General features: G+C 66.1%; 19 protein-coding genes. 11 read left to right on the forward strand and 8 right to left on the reverse strand.

Features of this window, described 5'->3' with window-relative positions; genetic code table 11:
• Positions 1–30: 30 nt before the first annotated feature.
• A complete protein-coding gene (locus tag ACFTZB_RS16825; protein ID WP_378433047.1) occupies positions 31–924 on the reverse strand; it encodes an IclR family transcriptional regulator in 894 nt (297 codons plus the stop codon).
• 201 nt (positions 925–1,125) lie between these two features.
• Between ACFTZB_RS16825 and ACFTZB_RS16830 the strand changes: the two genes are divergently transcribed.
• Positions 1,126–2,022 (forward strand): TIGR03619 family F420-dependent LLM class oxidoreductase, encoded by an 897-nt coding sequence (locus tag ACFTZB_RS16830; protein ID WP_378433048.1) that lies wholly within the window; start codon positions 1,126–1,128, stop codon positions 2,020–2,022.
• Entirely contained in the window at positions 2,019–2,501 is a 483-nt protein-coding gene (locus ACFTZB_RS16835; RefSeq protein WP_378433049.1) for a nuclear transport factor 2 family protein, read from the forward strand. The genes ACFTZB_RS16830 and ACFTZB_RS16835 overlap by 4 nt, the downstream gene beginning before the upstream one ends.
• A gap of 71 nt (positions 2,502–2,572) precedes the next feature.
• Here the strand turns inward: ACFTZB_RS16835 and ACFTZB_RS16840 are convergent, their stop codons facing one another.
• Positions 2,573–4,036, reverse strand: coding sequence for an MFS transporter (locus tag ACFTZB_RS16840; protein ID WP_378433050.1), 1,464 nt, complete (start codon positions 4,034–4,036; stop codon positions 2,573–2,575).
• A 248-nt stretch (positions 4,037–4,284) separates the two neighbouring features.
• Between ACFTZB_RS16840 and ACFTZB_RS16845 the strand changes: the two genes are divergently transcribed.
• The 5 genes from ACFTZB_RS16845 (at position 4,285) to ACFTZB_RS16865 (ending at position 8,481) form a co-directional block, all read left to right on the forward strand.
• Positions 4,285–5,220 carry a 3-oxoacyl-ACP reductase gene (locus tag ACFTZB_RS16845; protein WP_378433052.1) on the forward strand — a complete coding sequence of 312 codons (936 nt, stop codon included), beginning with the start codon at positions 4,285–4,287 and terminating at the stop codon, positions 5,218–5,220.
• 25 nt (positions 5,221–5,245) lie between these two features.
• Complete coding sequence (locus ACFTZB_RS16850) at positions 5,246–5,989, forward strand: SDR family NAD(P)-dependent oxidoreductase (protein WP_378433053.1); 744 nt, start codon at positions 5,246–5,248, stop codon at positions 5,987–5,989.
• A 24-nt stretch (positions 5,990–6,013) separates the two neighbouring features.
• Entirely contained in the window at positions 6,014–6,847 is an 834-nt protein-coding gene (locus ACFTZB_RS16855; RefSeq protein WP_378433055.1) for a mycofactocin-coupled SDR family oxidoreductase, read from the forward strand.
• A gap of 91 nt (positions 6,848–6,938) precedes the next feature.
• Entirely contained in the window at positions 6,939–7,478 is a 540-nt protein-coding gene (locus ACFTZB_RS16860) for a MarR family winged helix-turn-helix transcriptional regulator (RefSeq protein WP_276135706.1), read from the forward strand.
• 13 nt (positions 7,479–7,491) lie between these two features.
• Complete coding sequence (locus ACFTZB_RS16865) at positions 7,492–8,481, forward strand: helix-turn-helix domain-containing protein (protein WP_378433056.1); 990 nt, start codon at positions 7,492–7,494, stop codon at positions 8,479–8,481.
• On the opposite strand, the gene ACFTZB_RS16870 is transcribed toward ACFTZB_RS16865, so the two are convergent.
• On the reverse strand, positions 8,453–9,055 hold the full coding sequence (locus ACFTZB_RS16870; RefSeq protein WP_378433057.1) for a metallophosphoesterase: 603 nt from the start codon (positions 9,053–9,055) through the stop codon (positions 8,453–8,455). The two genes, ACFTZB_RS16865 and ACFTZB_RS16870, sit on opposite strands and share 29 nt — an antisense overlap.
• On the reverse strand, positions 9,052–9,486 hold the full coding sequence (locus ACFTZB_RS16875; RefSeq protein ID WP_378433058.1) for a hypothetical protein: 435 nt from the start codon (positions 9,484–9,486) through the stop codon (positions 9,052–9,054). Before ACFTZB_RS16875 ends, ACFTZB_RS16870 begins: the two co-directional genes overlap by 4 nt.
• A gap of 172 nt (positions 9,487–9,658) precedes the next feature.
• Here ACFTZB_RS16875 and ACFTZB_RS16880 point away from each other — a divergent pair, with 172 nt between their 5' ends.
• The 3 genes from ACFTZB_RS16880 to ACFTZB_RS16890 all read left to right on the forward strand — a co-directional run bounded on the left by ACFTZB_RS16880 (position 9,659) and on the right by ACFTZB_RS16890 (position 11,422).
• Positions 9,659–10,102 (forward strand): hypothetical protein, encoded by a 444-nt coding sequence (locus ACFTZB_RS16880; protein WP_378433059.1) that lies wholly within the window; start codon positions 9,659–9,661, stop codon positions 10,100–10,102.
• A 154-nt stretch (positions 10,103–10,256) separates the two neighbouring features.
• The gene (locus ACFTZB_RS16885) at positions 10,257–10,628 is read left to right on the forward strand and encodes a hypothetical protein (RefSeq protein WP_378433060.1); all 372 of its coding nucleotides are present in this window, start codon (positions 10,257–10,259) and stop codon (positions 10,626–10,628) included.
• 17 nt (positions 10,629–10,645) lie between these two features.
• Positions 10,646–11,422 carry a class I SAM-dependent methyltransferase gene (locus ACFTZB_RS16890; RefSeq protein WP_378433062.1) on the forward strand — a complete coding sequence of 259 codons (777 nt, stop codon included), beginning with the start codon at positions 10,646–10,648 and terminating at the stop codon, positions 11,420–11,422.
• 60 nt (positions 11,423–11,482) lie between these two features.
• Here ACFTZB_RS16890 and ACFTZB_RS16895 read toward each other — a convergent pair whose 3' ends face one another.
• Complete coding sequence (locus ACFTZB_RS16895) at positions 11,483–12,172, reverse strand: TetR/AcrR family transcriptional regulator (RefSeq protein WP_378433063.1); 690 nt, start codon at positions 12,170–12,172, stop codon at positions 11,483–11,485.
• Between the two features lie 164 nt (positions 12,173–12,336).
• On the opposite strand from ACFTZB_RS16895, the gene ACFTZB_RS16900 reads away from it, so the two are divergent.
• On the forward strand, positions 12,337–13,998 hold the full coding sequence (locus ACFTZB_RS16900) for a class I adenylate-forming enzyme family protein (RefSeq protein WP_378433064.1): 1,662 nt from the start codon (positions 12,337–12,339) through the stop codon (positions 13,996–13,998).
• A gap of 131 nt (positions 13,999–14,129) precedes the next feature.
• Here the strand turns inward: ACFTZB_RS16900 and ACFTZB_RS16905 are convergent, their stop codons facing one another.
• The 3 genes from ACFTZB_RS16905 to ACFTZB_RS16915 all read right to left on the reverse strand — a co-directional run bounded on the left by ACFTZB_RS16905 (position 14,130) and on the right by ACFTZB_RS16915 (position 16,503).
• On the reverse strand, positions 14,130–14,879 hold the full coding sequence (locus ACFTZB_RS16905; RefSeq protein WP_378433065.1) for an SDR family NAD(P)-dependent oxidoreductase: 750 nt from the start codon (positions 14,877–14,879) through the stop codon (positions 14,130–14,132).
• 51 nt (positions 14,880–14,930) lie between these two features.
• Positions 14,931–16,040, reverse strand: a complete 1,110-nt coding sequence (locus ACFTZB_RS16910) for an LLM class flavin-dependent oxidoreductase (RefSeq protein WP_378433066.1) — start codon at positions 16,038–16,040, stop codon at positions 14,931–14,933.
• Positions 16,041–16,101: 61 nt separating this feature from the next.
• Entirely contained in the window at positions 16,102–16,503 is a 402-nt protein-coding gene (locus tag ACFTZB_RS16915) for a nuclear transport factor 2 family protein (protein ID WP_276135694.1), read from the reverse strand.
• Positions 16,504–16,596: the final 93 nt, after the last annotated feature.

The raw sequence follows: 16,596 nt of genomic DNA on the forward strand, positions 1-16,596 counted from the left end.
GTCCAGGGACTCGTCACGCACGCACGGGCGCTACAGCCATTGCCCCGACTGCACCGCGAGCAGCTGGTCGAGGGTCTCGGTCGACCACGAGCTGTCCGGGATCTCCGGGGTCCGGCGGCCGCGGCGGGGCGTTCCCAGTTCGGGGTGCAGCGTCCGGGTGACTTCCCGGGCGGCGTCGACGACGAGCGGGGCGACGCGCTCGAGTTGGACGGTGCGCGCGTCTCCGCACAGCGAGATGCCGGCGACCGGCCCGTCGGCGCTGCGGACCGCGACACCGACGCATCCGATTCCGCGCACCGCCTCCCCGCGCTCGAAGGCGAGACCGCGGCGCTGCCGGATCCGGTTGAGTTCCTGGTGCAGTGTGGACAGTTCGGTGATCGTGCGGTCGGTGCTCCGGCTGAGCCGCGGCCCGTACATGCCGTCGACCTGTTCCGGGTCGACCCACGCGAGCATCGCCTTGCCGCCCGCCGTCGTGTAGGCGGGCACGCGCCCACCCACCCGCGACGGCAGGCTCGCGGCCATCCGCCCGCCCACCTTGTCCAGGTACACGCTCTCCGCGCCGTCCAGCACGGCCAGGTGCACGACCATTCCGGTCTGCATGTGCAGTTCGTGCAGCAGCGGCGCGGCCGCGGCCCGAACCTGACCGTGTCCGTTGTCGCCGCCGCCGAGTCCCATCGCCCGCCGCCCGAGGCAGTAGCCGAAGCTGGCGTGGTCGACCCAGTCGAGGCGAACCAGTTGGTCGAGGATGCGGTGCACCGTGGACCGTGGCAGCCGGGTGCGGCACGCCACCTCCTCGAGGGTCAGACGCGACGTGCGGCCGTCGAACGCGTCGAGGATCAGCGTCATCCGCTCGACCATCGACGGCGGTAGATCCTTCTTCGCAGCGGGTACCGACAGTGCATCATCCGAATCGACGACAGTCATCGACGCCTCCAAATATCCTGGTCACACGCATACGTCCGACAAAAACTGAAATGAATTCTTAAAATGTACCAGCCGCGCCCGCCGCGGGGAAGGAATCGGACAACCGCCGCGTCCGGTCACCGGGAATCCCTGCGCGGCCCCCGAGCACCTCCACTACAACGGTGACGACAGACCGAACCCCGACAGCGGAGTAACCAACTGATGCACATAGGAATCGCCCCGCCCATCGTCATCGCGCACCCCGCCGTCCGCGCGGACTGGGAACTCGGCGCCGGCATCGCGGAGTTGACCGCGATCGCCCGCACGGCCGACCGCCTCGGCTACCACCACCTCACGTGCAGCGAGCACGTCGCCGTCCCCACCGACGTCGCGGTCGAGCGCGGCGGCACCTACTGGGACCCGCTCGCGACCCTCGGGTTCCTCGCCGCACGGACCACCGGCATCCGCCTGGCCACCCAGGTCCTGGTGCTCGGTTATCACCACCCGCTCGAGATCGCGAAACGCTACGGCACGCTCGACGTCGTCAGCGGCGGCCGGCTCGTCCTCGGCCTGGGCGTGGGCAGCCTGCGCGAGGAATTCGACCTGCTCGGCGCCCACTTCGACGACCGCGGCGCCCGCGCCGACGACGCCCTCGCGGCGCTCCGGGCGTCCCTGTCGAAACCGAGGCCCGAGTACCACGGCACGTTCTTCGACTTCGACGGCGTCGTCGTCGAACCGCACGCCGTCCAGCCGCGGGTCCCGCTGTGGATCGGAGGCCGGACCCGGCGATCACTGCGCCGCGCGGTGACACTCGGCGACGGATGGGTGCCGTTCGGCCTGTCGCTCGACGAGTTGTGTGCGCTGCTCGCCGAGTTCGATCTCCCCGACGGCTTCGAGGTGGTCCTCAGTGCGGGCGCGCCGCTCGACCCGATCGGCTCCCGCGACACCGTGGCCCGCGCCCTCGAACGCCGACGCGACGCCGGCACCACCGTCGTCAGCGCCACCCTCGCGTCCACGAGCGCAGCTCACTACTGCGAGCAACTGGACGCCCTCCGGCAGCTGGGCGACGAACTCGGCCTCACCTTCCGCACCACGACCGAAGACAGGATCCGCCCATGACCGGCACCGAAGAACTCGTCCGCACACTCGCCGAACGCGTCACCGCCCTCGAGGACAAGCTCGCCATCCTCGAGCTGATGACCGCCTACGGTCCCGCCATCGACAGCGGCTCGGCCGACGCCGTCGCGCGGCTGTGGACCGAGGACGGCGTGTACGACGTCGACACCGGGGTGATGCGCGGGCACGCGGCCATCACGGCGATGGTGCAGTCGCAGGCACATCAGGGCTGGATCGGCGGGGGTTGCGCGCACATGCTGGAGCCCGGGCACGTGCGCGTCGACGGCGACACCGCGGTGGCCACGTGCAAATCGCAGTTGATCATTCACGACGACGCCGGGTTCCGGGTCCACCGGATCACCGCCAACCGGTGGGAGTTCGCCAAGATCGACGGCGAGTGGAAGGTGACCCGGCGCGTCAATCGGCTGCTCGACGGTCGCGAGGAGGCGCGCATCCTGCTCGCCGCGGGGGTGCGCGCCTGAGTTCGGCGTCAGCTGCACCGATACGAGGCCCGCATATGCTGCGGGCCTCGTATCGTCTGCGCTTGGAATTGTCAGGCGACCATCTCCGACGTGGGTACCGCCGTGTCGACCGGACGCTCGATCTTGTTGCGGGTGAGGAGAAGTCCCATCAGCGCGGCCAGCAGTCCGGCGACGGCGAGCGTGAAGAAGGCGTACACGAACCCCTTCTCCGAGTACTGCGCGGCGCGGCCCACCAGCACGACACCGGGGATCGCGACGATCGCGATCATCACCTGACTGCCGATCGCGCTGCCCAGCGAACCGGACAGGTTCAGCATCCCGCCTGCGATCCCCTGCGTCTGCGCGGGGACGGTGCGCATGATGAGGTTCGGCAGCGTCGCCGACGCGGAACCGAGACCCAGACCGATCACCAACTGTCCGAACATCATCTGGACCGTCGAGTCGTGCAGGGTGGCGAGCAGGAACGACCCGAGCGCGAGGGACGCGCCGCCGAACACCAGAACCGGCGCCGGGCCGATGCGCCGGGTGAAGTAGCCGCCCACCGGGCCCGCGATCATCGACACGACACCCGTCGGAACGGTGTAGATCGCGACGGCGAGGGCGGTGACGCCGAATCCGTAGCCGAGACCGAGGTCGGGATCGGTCATCACGAACATCGGGATGAGCATCGAATGGCTGACCAGGACGAACTGGACGAAACCGCTGGCGGCCAGGGTCTTCGCGACGGGGCCGTGCCTGAGCATCTGCAGGTCGACGAGCGGTTCCTTCGGCCTGCGTTCGTAGAGCAGCCAGCCGGCGAGAACGGCGATCCCGCCGCCGACGCACAGCAGCGTCTGCGGTGCCGTGTATCCCCATGCGGTTGCCTTGCCGATGCCGAACAGCAGCACGAACGCGCCGAGTCCGAGGATGGCCGCGCCGAGCACGTCCAGCTTCGACCGCGTGCGCAGGGCGGTCTCGGGCACGAAGATCGCGACCGCGATACCGACGACCGCGACGTGGAGAAGTTGCGCCCAGAACACGCCGGTGTAGCCGAAGTGGTCGATGAGGTAGCCGCCGATGATCGGTCCGAGGATGGTGCTGGCACCCATTCCCGTGGCGACGAATCCCACCGCCACCGGAATGATCGACGGCGGCAGGATGTCGCGGATCAGCCCGTAGGCGAGCACGAGGATCGCCATGCCCGCGCCCTGGAGGCCGCGGCCCACGAGGAACAGTTCGAAGTTGGGGGCCAACGCGCCGAGAAGTGATCCGGCGCCGAATACCGCCGCGGACACGAGCATCATCCGCTTCTTGCCGTAGATGTCGCCGAGTTTGCCGACGAGCGGAGTAGAGGCGGCGAGCACGAGCGTGACGATCGTGATCACCCAGCCGACGTTCGCGGTGCCGAAGTGTTTCGCGATCTCCGGCAGCGCCGGGGTGACGAAGTTGTAGGCGAGCGGGATGACCTCGACCAGAAGGATGATCAGGGCCAGGAGGGCGAACGACTTCCCGCGTGAGAGCGGTGCGCGCTCCGCCTCACCTGGGGACAGGGGCATGTTATGCATATGTGGCTCCGGGGGATTCGAGTGGATCAGCACGCCCAACCTGGCATGGCGCACAGTGACGTCGACCACAGTTCCCACTCACCGAGACCTGCCCGCAGCCGGTGCCCGGTGACGCGAAGCGTCACGAATAGTAGAAAACATTCCCGCACGATATTGCGACCATCTAGTGACTGATCAGTAGTTCATGCGATACAACTAGAATGAAATCTAATTTTCTCTTCGCGGAATCAGGAGTTCCCATGACGGAATCACTCAGCCTCACCGGACGCACCGCCGTCGTCACCGGCGCCGGCGCAGGCCTCGGCCGGGCCGAAGCCCTCGCACTCGCCGCCGCCGGAGCCGCGGTCGTCGTCAACGACATGGGCGACGGCGCACACGAGGTCGCCTCGCAGATCACCGCGGCCGGCGGCCGGGCCGTCGCCGTCACCGGTGACGTCTCCGACTGGGCGCTCGGCGCGCACCTCGTCGACGAGGCCGTCCGCGCGTTCGGATCGATGGACATCCTCGTCAACAACGCCGGAATCCTGCGCGACAAGATGATTTTCAACCTCTCCGAATCCGACTGGGACGACGTCATCCGCGTCCACCTGAAGGGGCACGCCGCCACGTCGCGCGCCGCGGCCGTGCACTGGCGCGAGGCGAGCAAGACCGCCGGCGGCCCGGTGTACGGGCGGGTCGTCAACACGTCGTCGGAGGCGTTCCTGTTCGGGTCCGCGGGACAGCCCAACTACTCGGCCGCGAAGGCCGGAATCACCGCCCTCACACTGTCGACCGCGCAGGGCCTGTCCCGCTACGGGATTCGGGCCAACGCGATCTGCCCGCGCGCCAGGACGGCCATGACCGCCGGCGCGTTCGGCGAGAACCCGGGCGACACGGGCCTCGACCCCCTGTCCCCCGAACGGGTCGCCACCCTCGTCCACTACCTGGCCTCCCCCGCCGCCGACGCGATCACCGGGCAGGTGTTCGTCGTCTACGGCAAGATGGTCGCGCTCATGGAGGCGCCGAAGGTCGAGAACCGCTTCGACGCCGCGGGTTCCGCGTTCTCACCCGAGGAGCTCGACGGCCTCCTCACACCGTATTTCGCCGGTCGCGGACCGTACGAGAACTACGCGGCGTTCAGCGTCGCCGAACTGGAGAAGGTCGCGCTGGCGACCGGCGACCTCGCCGGTGCCTGAGCCGCGATCGCAGGAGGAGCACGCGATGAGGCTGCACGGAAAGACGGCGATCGTGACCGGCGGCGCCGGCGGCATCGGACGGGCCGTGACGACGGTGTTCGTCCGCGAGGGCGCGAACGTCCTGTTCGTCGACATCGACGAACAACGCGGCCGGGAACTCGAGCAGGAACTGGGAGCGGCCGCCCGTTTTCTGAACGCCGACATCTCCCGGCGCGAGTCCGCCGAGCAGATCCGGGACGCCGCCGTCGCAGCGTTCGGGTCGGTGGACGTACTGGTCAACAACGCCCACGCGTCGCGGCAGGCGCTGCTGATCGACCACACCCAGGAGATGTTCGACCTCTCGTTCCAGACCGGGTTCTATCCGGTGGTGCACCTCATGCAGGCCTGCTACGAGCAGTTGAAGGCGGCGAAGGGTTCGGTGATCAACTTCGCGTCCGGGTCCGGGCTCGACGGCATGCCCACCCAGACGTCGTACGCCGCCGCGAAGGAAGCGATTCGCGGGGTGAGCCGGGTGGCGGCCAACGAGTGGGCGGCCGACCAGATCCGGGTGAACGTGATCTGCCCGTTCGCCGCGACCGAGGGCGTCCTCGCCTGGCAGGAACAATTCCCCGACCGCGCCGCCGCGTCCGTCGCGAAGGTTCCGCTGCAGCGCATCGGCGACCCCGAGACCGACATCGCACCCGTCGCAGTGTTCCTCGCGTCCGACGATTCCCGATACATGACCGGCCAGACACTGATGGCGGACGGCGGAAGCATCAAGCTGCGCTGATCCGCCCGGACAGGAGAGAAGACGATGAACGAATTCCAGGGCCGAGTCGCCCTGATCACCGGCGGCGCCCGCGGCCAGGGACGCAGCCACGCGGTGGCACTGGCGGAACGCGGGGCAGACATCGTGCTGTGCGACCGCTGCGAGGACAGCCCGGCGGTGAACTACCCCCTGGCCACCGCCGCCGACCTCGACGAGACCGCCGAACTGGTGCGCGCCACCGGCCGCGGGTGCCTCACCGCCAAGGCGGATACCGCCGACCGGGCCGCGATGGACGCACTCGTCGCGGAGGCGGAGTCCGAGTTCGGGCGGATCGATATCGCGGTCGCGAATGCCGGCGTCTCCGTGGCCGCCCCGGTGCAGTCGCTCACGCAGGAACAGTGGTCGGAGGCGATCGGTTCCAACCTCACCGGCGTCTTCAACACGGTCGGAGCGGTCGCGCCCGGCATGATCCGGCGGGGATACGGCCGGATCGTCACCATCTCGTCGATGCTGGGCCGCGCAGGCAGTACCAACATGGCGGCGTACGCGGCGTCGAAGTGGGGCGTCATCGGGCTCACCAAGAGCGCCGCACTCGACCTCGCCCCGCACGGCGTCACCGCGAATGCGATTGCGCCGGGCAACATCTCGACACCGATGATCCACAACGACGCCCTCTACCGGATGATGCGTCCCGATCTGGAGGCACCCGCCGCGGAAGATGTGGAACCAGTGTTCCGCAGCCTGCACGCCCAGCCCGTCGCGTGGCTGGACGCCGCCGAGATCACCCGCGTCGTGCTGTTCCTCGCCGCCGCAGGCAGCGCCCACATCAGCGGCATCGTCTTGCCCGTCGACGCGGGTACTGCCGCCCGCGGCCTGTGAGTACTTGTTAACCGCCCGACGTTGATATGCACTCACGGGTGGAGGTTGATCAAGGCTTTGACCATGTCTGTTTCGGCGCTAGTCTGAACGCATGCCCGAGGAGACGACCGACCAGAGCGATTTGGACTTCCTGTCCTTCATGGACTTCGCGGTGGGCAAGACCGTGGACGAGTTGCCGGAGGTCGATCCGGTGTCGATGCGGCTGGTTCTCGCGCTGCACCGGGTGACGAGCGCCCTCGTCTACGACCTCGAGGCGACGGTCCACCGGCCGAGCGGGTGGAGCTGGCCCGGGTTCCGGGTGCTGTTCGTGTTGTGGCTCGCCGGACCGTGCGAGGCCAAGCGGGTGGCGTCGCTGTCCGGGATGAGCAGGTCTGCGGTGTCGGCCCTGGTGAACACGCTCGAGCGCGACGGGCTCGTGACCCGGCGACCGTCGGCCGGCGACCGTCGCGCGGTCGATCTCGAGCTGACGGACGCCGGGCGCGAGGCCATCGTCAGCACGTACTCGGCGCACAACAAGCGTGAGCAGACGTGGACCGAGACGCTGACACCGTCGGAACGGGTCGTCCTGATCGGGTTGCTGGAGAAGATGGCGTCGGGCACCGCCGCCCGCGAAGCCGTCAAACGCAGCTAGCCGTGTCGAGCAGGTGGAGGCCGTGAGCAGTCCCATCCGTCCCGGGGAGCGGCTTCTCGTGTCGTTCGACGAGTTCCGCGAGTCGGTGAGCGACGCGTTCGTCCCCCTCGAGATGACGTCCGCGGACCACGACGACTTCCGCGGCGTGGTGCGCGGCGCGACGGTCGGGGCGGTCCGGATCAGCGAGGTCACGGCCGCCCCGCACGTCATTCGGCGCACGCCGCGGACGATCCGCGCCGCCAACCCGGACTACTTCAAACTCGGACTGCAGGTGGGCGGCTGCTGCGTCCTCGCCCAGGACGGCCGGGAAGCTGCGCTCACGCCGGGCGACTTCGCGATCTACGACACGACCCGCCCGTACCAACTGTCGTTCGACGACCGGTTCCGGATGCTGGTCGTGATGTTCCCCCGTAACCTCCTGCGGGTCCCGCCCGACGGCATCGCGCAACTCACCGCGCGCCGGATGTCGGGCAGGCAGGGGCTCGGCGCCGTCGTCACGCCCCTGTTGCGCGGACTCGGCGAGCAGATCGCCGACGCCTCCCCCACCGTCGCGCTGCACCTCGGCGACGCCGTCCTCGACCTCGTCGCCGCGGCGTTCGCGGAGCAACTCCACCTCGCCGACGGGCTGATTCCGCGGTCGCGCGGGGACGAACTGCAGGCCCGGGTCACCGCGTTCATCGACGAGCGGCTCGCCGACCGCGAGCTGAATCTACAGTCGATTGCCGCCGCCCACCACATCTCGGTGCGCCACCTGCAGAAGATGTTCGAGGCCGAGGGCGACACGGTGAGCGGATGGATTCGGCGCCGCCGGCTCGACCAGTGCCGACGGGATCTCGCCGACCCCCGATACCGCGAGCTGCCCGTCTCGGTCATCGGTGCCCGCTGGGGTTTCGCCGACGCCGCCCACTTCTCCCGGCTGTTCAAGGCCACCCACGGATCGACGCCCCGCGCCTATCGCGCCGAAGCCACACCGCTCACGGAGACGGCGCGTCGGATTCGATGATCTCCGCGACCTCGTCGACGTGGACGGGTCTGCGCCAACTGTCCCAGCCGACGTGGATCTGCCGCGGATGAACGGCGGCGTCCAGCACCGCGGATTGGTGAGTGTGTCCGTGCAGCAACCAGTCTCCCCCGTCCTGCAGGCGGTATTTCACGCCCCGGTCCTCCTCGGTGTGGTCGCCGGTGTACGGGAAATGCGACAGCAGCACCGTCCGGCCCGCGACCGTCCGTCGTGCGAACAGCTGCACCGACGCGAACGTGTCCAGGAAGGCCCGCTGCCGGATGTGGCTGTTGCGGTTCGCCATCGGATGGCACGAGTCGTGATTGCCGGGGATCAGATGCAGCTCGACGTTCCGTTTCCGCGAGAATTCGTGCAGTGCGCGGAGCGCCCAGTCCTCGGCGGCCTTCCCGCCGACGGTGACGTCGCCGAGTATCCACAGTTGATCCCCGCTCCCGACGGCGGCACCCAGACTGTCGAGGATGGATTCGTCGTGCGCGTCGATCTCCGCGTCGAAACCCCGGATATCCACCAGCCGCGCGTGCCGAAGATGCAGGTCGGACGTGAACCAGACGCTCATGCCAGGAACCGCGACCGCAGCTCCGCGAAGAACGCTGCCGACAGCCGGGCGAAGTCGTCGGCGCTCACCCGGATCGGGTCGCCGATCTCGAGCTTCAGGACGGACTGGTCGGGGACATACTTCAGGACGCTGATACCGCGCAAGACCCCGCCGTTGTCCATCAACGAGTCGGCGAGGATCTCGACCTCGTTGAGCGGGTTCGAGTCCTTGCCCGTCACCGCCCGCACCCGGTGGACGAAGTAGCGGTCCAGCGCGAGGACCATGTTGCCGAAGAACAGGGGCTCGAAATCCTCCAGCGCGGCGAAGACCTTCTTGCCTGTGACCTCGCCCGCGATCGCTCCCGTCAGCGACGTGTACGCGGCGAGTTGTCCCGCGACGGACGCCTCGGCGTGGTCGATCTCATCCGGCGTGTAGTTCTTCCGTCCGAGCACTTCGCCGTCTCCTTCGATGCACCGGGTGCCGGATCGACACGCTGAGAACTCCCAGACCAGCAGTGTTCCACCTTTCGCGTCCCAGCGGATCGGGGTTGGAGGTGCGATACTCCCGGGTGACTCCTGGCTCGTACTCAAAACCGGCAACCGAGAAGTCCGGAAGGATGCACCGATGAAGGTCACGATCGCACGAACCGCAGGAATTGCCGCCGCAGTCACCGGCGTGGGTCTACTCGCCGCACCCACGGCGTACGCAGCACCCGAAGACCTCGCCGTGGATATCGCCGTGGAAGGGAACGCGGTGGTCATGGATGTCGAATACGCCGTCCCCGGGGCGGTGGTGTGCGTGCTGAACATCCTCACGGAGGGCGAATCGACGCCCACCGTCTTCGTAGGCCCGACCACCGTGATGGGCGGGGGCGACGGTGAACTGAGGGCCACCGTCGATCCCGGCACGTACACGGTGCAATGGTCCTGCTCGAGCATTCCGTCTTTCGAGCAGTGGGGCACCGCTCCGCCGCTGACCAACGGCACCGAGGATCCGGTCGAGGTCACCGTCACCGACACGTCCGGGCCGGGCGGCGGCGGCTCGTCGGGCAGCCCGTTCGGTAGCTGACGGCCCCCGCGCATGTGAGCGGCAAAGCGTGTTCGGGCACTCTTTCGCACTCACGTATGCGGGATCGGCGAACTTCCTGAACCGGCGCGTAACAAAACTGGTGCGAGCGGGGATTGACAGTACGGAATCCCGCAACGGACAGGAACCCTCCGCCATGGCTACCGTCACGCACATCGATATCGCTCGCGCCCGCCGCTCCCGTCGGGTTCTCTTCATCGGAAACCCCACCCGGTACAAAGAGGTGTCGCACTGGGCGATGGTCAAGCAGTGGATGGTCGTCCACGGACTCGAGCCCGTCCGGAAGCTGGACGGCCCCGCGCTCTGCGCGATCGTCACCGAGGACGTCCTCGACGGCATCGGCTCCCCTCAGGACGCGCAGGCGATCAAGAATGCCCGTGAACAGGGCATACCGTGTATCAGCGTGCACGACAGCACTCAGATCTGGCAGGCCACGGCCCGCGTCCGCGCGTCCATCGCGCGGTCCGGGGGCGGCGCGCACTCCAGCCCGCACCACCAGGGAGCCTGAGAGAACCGGACGCCGTCGTGGTCGATTGGGACGGCGAAGGCTACGCCGATGTCGGCGCACTGCAGCGCGCCGTCGCGGAGCAGTCGATCGCGGAGCTTGACCTCGCCGGCACCGAACGTGTGCTGGACGTGGGGTGCGGCGACGGATTCGTCACGCTCCAGATCGCCGAGCGACTCCCCCACGGGTCGGTCGTCGGGGTGGACGCTTCCCCGCGAATGATCGCGAAGGCCGAGTCCAGGGCTGTGCCGGACGGCGCCCGCGCCGAGTTCCATATCGGCGACGTACGCGACCTCCCGTTCGACGGCGAGTTCGACGTCGCGGTGTCGTTCAACGCGCTGCACTGGGTTCCCGACCTACAGGTGGCGTTGACCGCGATCGCCCGCAGCGTCGTGGTCGGTGGCCGCGTGATCGTCCAGATGGTGTGCGCCAGTCCCCGGACCAGCGTCGAAGACGTGATGATGGCGCTCTCGGCGCGCCCACGGTGGGCGGAGTTCTTCACCGACTTCACGGCGCCGTTCATCCACGTCGAACCGGACAAGTTCCGCGACCTCGCGAAGACAGCAGGACTCGACACCACCGACCTCGTCGTCCGCGACGTCGAATGGGACTTCGGTTCCCGCGACGAATTCACGCGGTGGTGCACCGTCGGATCCACCGATTGGACCTCACACCTCGACGCTGCCGCCGTCCCCGAGTTCATGGACGACGTCGCACGCGAGTACGAGCAGATCTCCGGACGCCCGGGGTTGTTCCTGTTCACCCAGATGCGCGCGGAACTCGTCCGGACGTCCTGACGGCAGCGCGTCGGCGGTGGCGGGACCGTCGCCGACTGCCGCCTCCAGCGATGCCCGAATTCACTGCCTTCCGGGCGACCGATTGACAGCGCCGTCGAAGAAGATCGCACAGAAGGCGTCGATCGTCTGGCGAGCGTCGCTCTTGCGCATTCCCGGTTTCAGCCACCTGTGCGTCCAGTTGATCATTCCGAACAGGGCCTTTGCCATGAGAGGAACGGGAATGTCGGCGCGGAACGACCCCTCGTCGACGCCCTGCTGAAGTACGTCGGTCACCAGGGTCTCGAACCGTTTGGTCTTGCGTGCCATATCCCGGGCCCATGCGGTGCCGTCGAGACTGAGCTTCGCCATGTCTTCCTGGATGTACAGGTAGACGTACGGGTAGTTGTTTTCGTACGACATCAACTGTTGCTCGACCAATCCCCGGAGCTTGTCCGGCACCGATCGGTCGGAAGCGACGATGTTGGCACCGACAGCAATGTTCTCGTCGAGTACACCGACGAGAATGTCATGGAACAAGGCCTGGAAGAGTTCCTTCTTACTTGCGAAGTAGTAGTAGATCGAGGCCCTGTCGGTGCCGAACCGCTCAGCGACGTCGTTGAGCGTTGCAGCCTCGTAGCCCTTCTCCTTGAACACGGCAGCCGCAGCCGACATCAGCTCGGCACGCTTGGCCTGATAGCCGGGGCTGCCGTCGTTCTGAGCACTCCGCCTGCGCTTGCTCATGCCGCTGCCGGACGTCGAAGTCGTCACCATCCTCGGAATCATACAGTTGGGAATCGTATCCCCTAGTCAACGTTGACGTAAATCAACTTGAACGTTGACAGTGTGACGGCGGTCGCATATGTTCGGTTCACATACCAGCATGAACCCATTTCTGTGCCGCCATATCACCCGAACCATGGATAATTGAGGGCAAGATGTCGAACAACGCGCAATGGTGCGAAGTCACGCCGGTTGCGGATCTACTGGGTCGTGGCGCCAACGACCATCCCGATCGCGATCTCATCGTGTTCCCGGACAGCCGCCACACGTACTCGCAGGTGTACGAGGGCTCGATGCGCGTAGCGCGGGGCCTGATAGGCCTCGGAGTCGAGGCGGGCGACCACGTCGGCCTCTTGGCTCACAACAGCATCGAGTTCCTCGAAGGATTCTTCGGCGCCGCGCTTGCCGGGTGCGTCGTCGTTCCTCTCAATGCCCGCCATAAATCTTCGGAACTCGGCTACATCATCGAGAACGCAGACTTGACGGCCATTCTGACCGTCACGGGCGACAACGATTACATCGACTTCGCCGATCTCGTCTACGCAGCCGTCCCGTCCCTGAAGACAGCGACGGGAAGTGCATGCCTGTCCCTACCCGAGGCACCCCGTCTACGGTCTGCGATTCTGCTCCGCGGCGAAGACCGAGACGGGTTCGTCCCGCGCATCGCGTTCTCCGCCGCAGCCGATCGAACAGGAGTCGACGAGGTGGAGCGCCGCCGCCTCCAGGTCCGCGTTCGCGACACCGCCGCCATCCTGTACACCTCAGGCACCACCGCGAACCCCAAGGGGTGCATGCTTACACATGAGGCACTCACCAGAGGACCGGTGCATCGCGCGCACAATCGCCTGGTGACCGATACACCACACATCAGCTGGGGTGGTGGCCCCCTGTTTCACATCGCCGCCCTCGCACCACTTCTCGGAGCGATGGGGGCAGGTGGAACCTACCTCACGGACACGTATTTCGAACCCGGGCGCGCGATCGATCTAATGGTCCGCGAACGCCCCACGACGATATGGCCATGGTTCCCCGGCCCCATGCAGATGTTGACGAGCCATCCGACATTCGATGCAGCCGCCCTCGACTCCGTTCGATACCTCTTCCTGATCGGCCCGCGGGTCCTCATCGCGGAGGCACAGAACCTCTTCCCTCAGGCCGAACTCGTCGCCGCCTGCGGCATGACCGAGACGTCGGGAATCTACGCCCTCAGCGACGAGTCCGAGACATTCGAGGACCGCTCGAGCGCGCAGGGCAAACCCGCACCGGGCATCGAGGTACGAATCATCGATCCGTTCACCCACGAAGAACAACCGATCGGCGTTCCGGGCGAAATTCTGGTTCGCGGCTACTGCGTCACAGACGGCTACTACAAGGACCCACAGAAGACCGCCGAGACGATCGATGACGATCGATGGCTTCACACCGGCGATCTGTACAGCCGTACCGAATCAGGTTGCCTGGTGTTCCACGGGCGTCTGAAAGACATGCTCAAGGTCGGAGGCGAGAACGTAGCGGCCATCGAAATCGAATCGTTCCTGTGCGAACATCCCGCCGTACTCAATTCCGCCGTGATCGGCCGGCCCGACGCGCGTCTGGACGAGGTTCCTGTTGCTTTCGTGGAGATCCGCGAAGGCCATTCCCTCTCCTCCGACGAGTTACTTGCCTTCTGCCAGGGCAAGATCGGACGCTACAAGATCCCCAGGGAGGTGTACTTCATCGAGCCGGGCGCATGGCCGATGTCGGCCACCAAGATCAACAAACGAGGGTTGCACCAGATCCTTCTGGAGAAGGCAGACAGCATGTCTCCCGCTTCCTGATCACCGACAGTGGGGGCCGATCGCATGTCGCGGTCGGCCCCTTTGCGCACCCCGGACAGTCGGAGAGTGGAAATACACATCGACAGAAGTGGGGCGCACCAGTCGATGCGCCCCACTCGAGAACAGAACCGCTACTGGGCGAGCATGCCCGCGTCCACCAGATGCTCCGCTCCGGTGATGTACGACGATTCATCCGACGCGAGGAACAACACCAGTTTGGACACCTCGACGGGATCGGCAATCCTTCCCAGCGGGATCTGTGCCAACGCGTCGCCGCCCTCTTCGTTGGTCGCTTCTACCATCATCGGGGTCTGAATGAACCCCGGGTGCACCGAGTTGACACGAATGTTCTTGCGGCCGTATTCGATTGCGGTCGCCTTCGTCATACCGCGCACCGCGAACTTGCTGGCGACATATGCCAGGCTCGGGAAGCCGTAGTTCGCAGCCATGCCGGCGATGGACGAGATGTTGACGATCGAACCGATACCCGCCCTTTCCATGGACGGCAGAATGGCCTTCATCCCGAAGAACACCCCGTCCTGATTGATGCCGCATACCGTTCGGTAGTGCTCCTCGGTCAACTCCGCGGTTGTCGCGAGTGGCCCGAGCACGCCGGCATTGTTCACCAGGACGTTGATGTCACCGAAGGCGTCCACGCCTCGGGCGACAGCGTTCGTCCACGAGTCGAGTCGCGTGACATCGTGGTGAACGAACACCGCATTCGAGCCGAGGTCCTCGGCAAGCTGTTCGCCGGCAGCGTCGGAGACGTCGGCGAGCACCACCTTGGCGCCGTGCTCGACAAAGGTCTTCGCATGCGACTCCCCCATACCGCGGGACGCACCCGTGATGAGGGCAACTTTGCCCTCCAAACGCTTTACCATGTCTTCCTTTCCGTTTCGAGTCAGCACTGATCGTGTGAGGCCGAACTGCGGTCAGACCGTCACCGACGCCGGCAGCGAAATACGCGGGGCGACTTCCTTGGCAATCATCTCGAGCGACTGGAACCACGGTGCCGGGTCGTCGAAGTAGTCGTGCGATTCGACCTGGAGCGTTCCCCACCCTCCTGTTTCCTCGAACAGGCGGTTGATCTTGTCCACCACGGTATCCGGCGAACCCACACAGAAGACGTTGTCGACGACCCATTCGAGATCGACGTCGGCCCTGTCTGCGCCGGCGTCCTTGATGAAACCGTCCATCATGCCGAATCGCCACCAGATGGGGATGAGATAGCGCTCGAAGCAGTATCCGATGGGTCCTTCCATGACGAGACGCTTGGCCTCCTTGTCGGTGTCGGCAACGAACACAGTTTGAGAGACGTGGTAGCGAGATCGATCGGCAGCGTGTCCGTTCGCCGTCGCCGCCTCGGAGTAGGTCTCCCAGTGCGTCTTCAGCGCCTCGAGGCCGGAGAAGATCGAAACCGGCCGGAACCCGCGCTCACCCGCGAACCTCATCGAGGGTGAGTTGGCACTGAATCCGGTGACTGCAATCTCCGGCGCTCCGCCCCACGGGCTGAAGTCGGCAAGCATGTGCTGATCATCGCCGTCGTCAGCGTGGAGTTCTTCCGGGTAACCGGCGTTCCAGAAACGTCCCTCGTGGAAGAACGGCTCACGCTTCCAGATCTTCTCCATGATCTCGAGAGATTCACGGACCATTTCGTTCGTGAACTTCGTGTCCTCGCCGTTCTTGATCCCATGGATATACGACGACTGAGGGTACGCGCCTGCCCCGATACCGAGGAAGTACCGGCCTTCCAGGATCTGCGACAGCCAACCGACCATGATCGCAAGCTTGGCCGGATGCTGATGGGGAAGCAGGTGAGCCATCGGAGCGAACTTGATCCGCTCGGTCCTGGTGGCCGCTGCGGCGATGATCAATTCGGGATTGGGAATGTTCTCCCAGCGCTGAGAAGCATGCTCGGACAGCATGATCGAGTCGAAGCCGATCTCGTCCGCGGTGATCGCCTGCTGAACGCACCAGTCGAAGGTCTGGCGCGCGGTACGCTCCGGGCGCATGTAGGGATGGACGATGAGTCCGGTTTCCATTGCCATGATGATCTGCCTTTCTCACTACGGTTGATGTGGATGCTGCGCGACGAACTGGGCGTCAGGCGTAGAAGATGTCGTATGCATGCTTCGTATCCATGTACTCCTTGACGGAGAAGATCGTTCCGTCGCGGAACTCGAACAAGAAGTGGTACTGGTTCCTATAGACCTTGCCGTTCTTCAACTTCGCGTACGAGGTGGCCTCCACGGCGACCTTGTCACCCTGCGCAATCGCGGCTGTCGGTATCACCTCGAGCGCACCGTTCTCGTACACGGATGTCACCCCGCCGAGCAATGCGCCGAGCCCTTCCCTGTCGTAGGTGCCCGACATGCCGTCGATACCTCCCGAGACCCAATAGGTCGCCTCGGGATGAAGTGTCGCCAGGATCTGCGCCACGTCACCCGTGGAGAAGATCTTGGCGAAGTTGTTGGCCAAATCGATGTTCTCTTCCGGCGTACTCATTACTGCTCCGTCTGTGCGGTGATCCACTTGACTATGACCTGAGTCACTCTTCATCGTTTGCCCGTGGCAACGGAACCGTGAAATCACCCGGTC

It is taken from the genome of Rhodococcus sp. NPDC057014, assembly GCF_042673295.1.
GTDB lineage: Bacteria > Actinomycetota > Actinomycetes > Mycobacteriales > Mycobacteriaceae > Rhodococcus_F.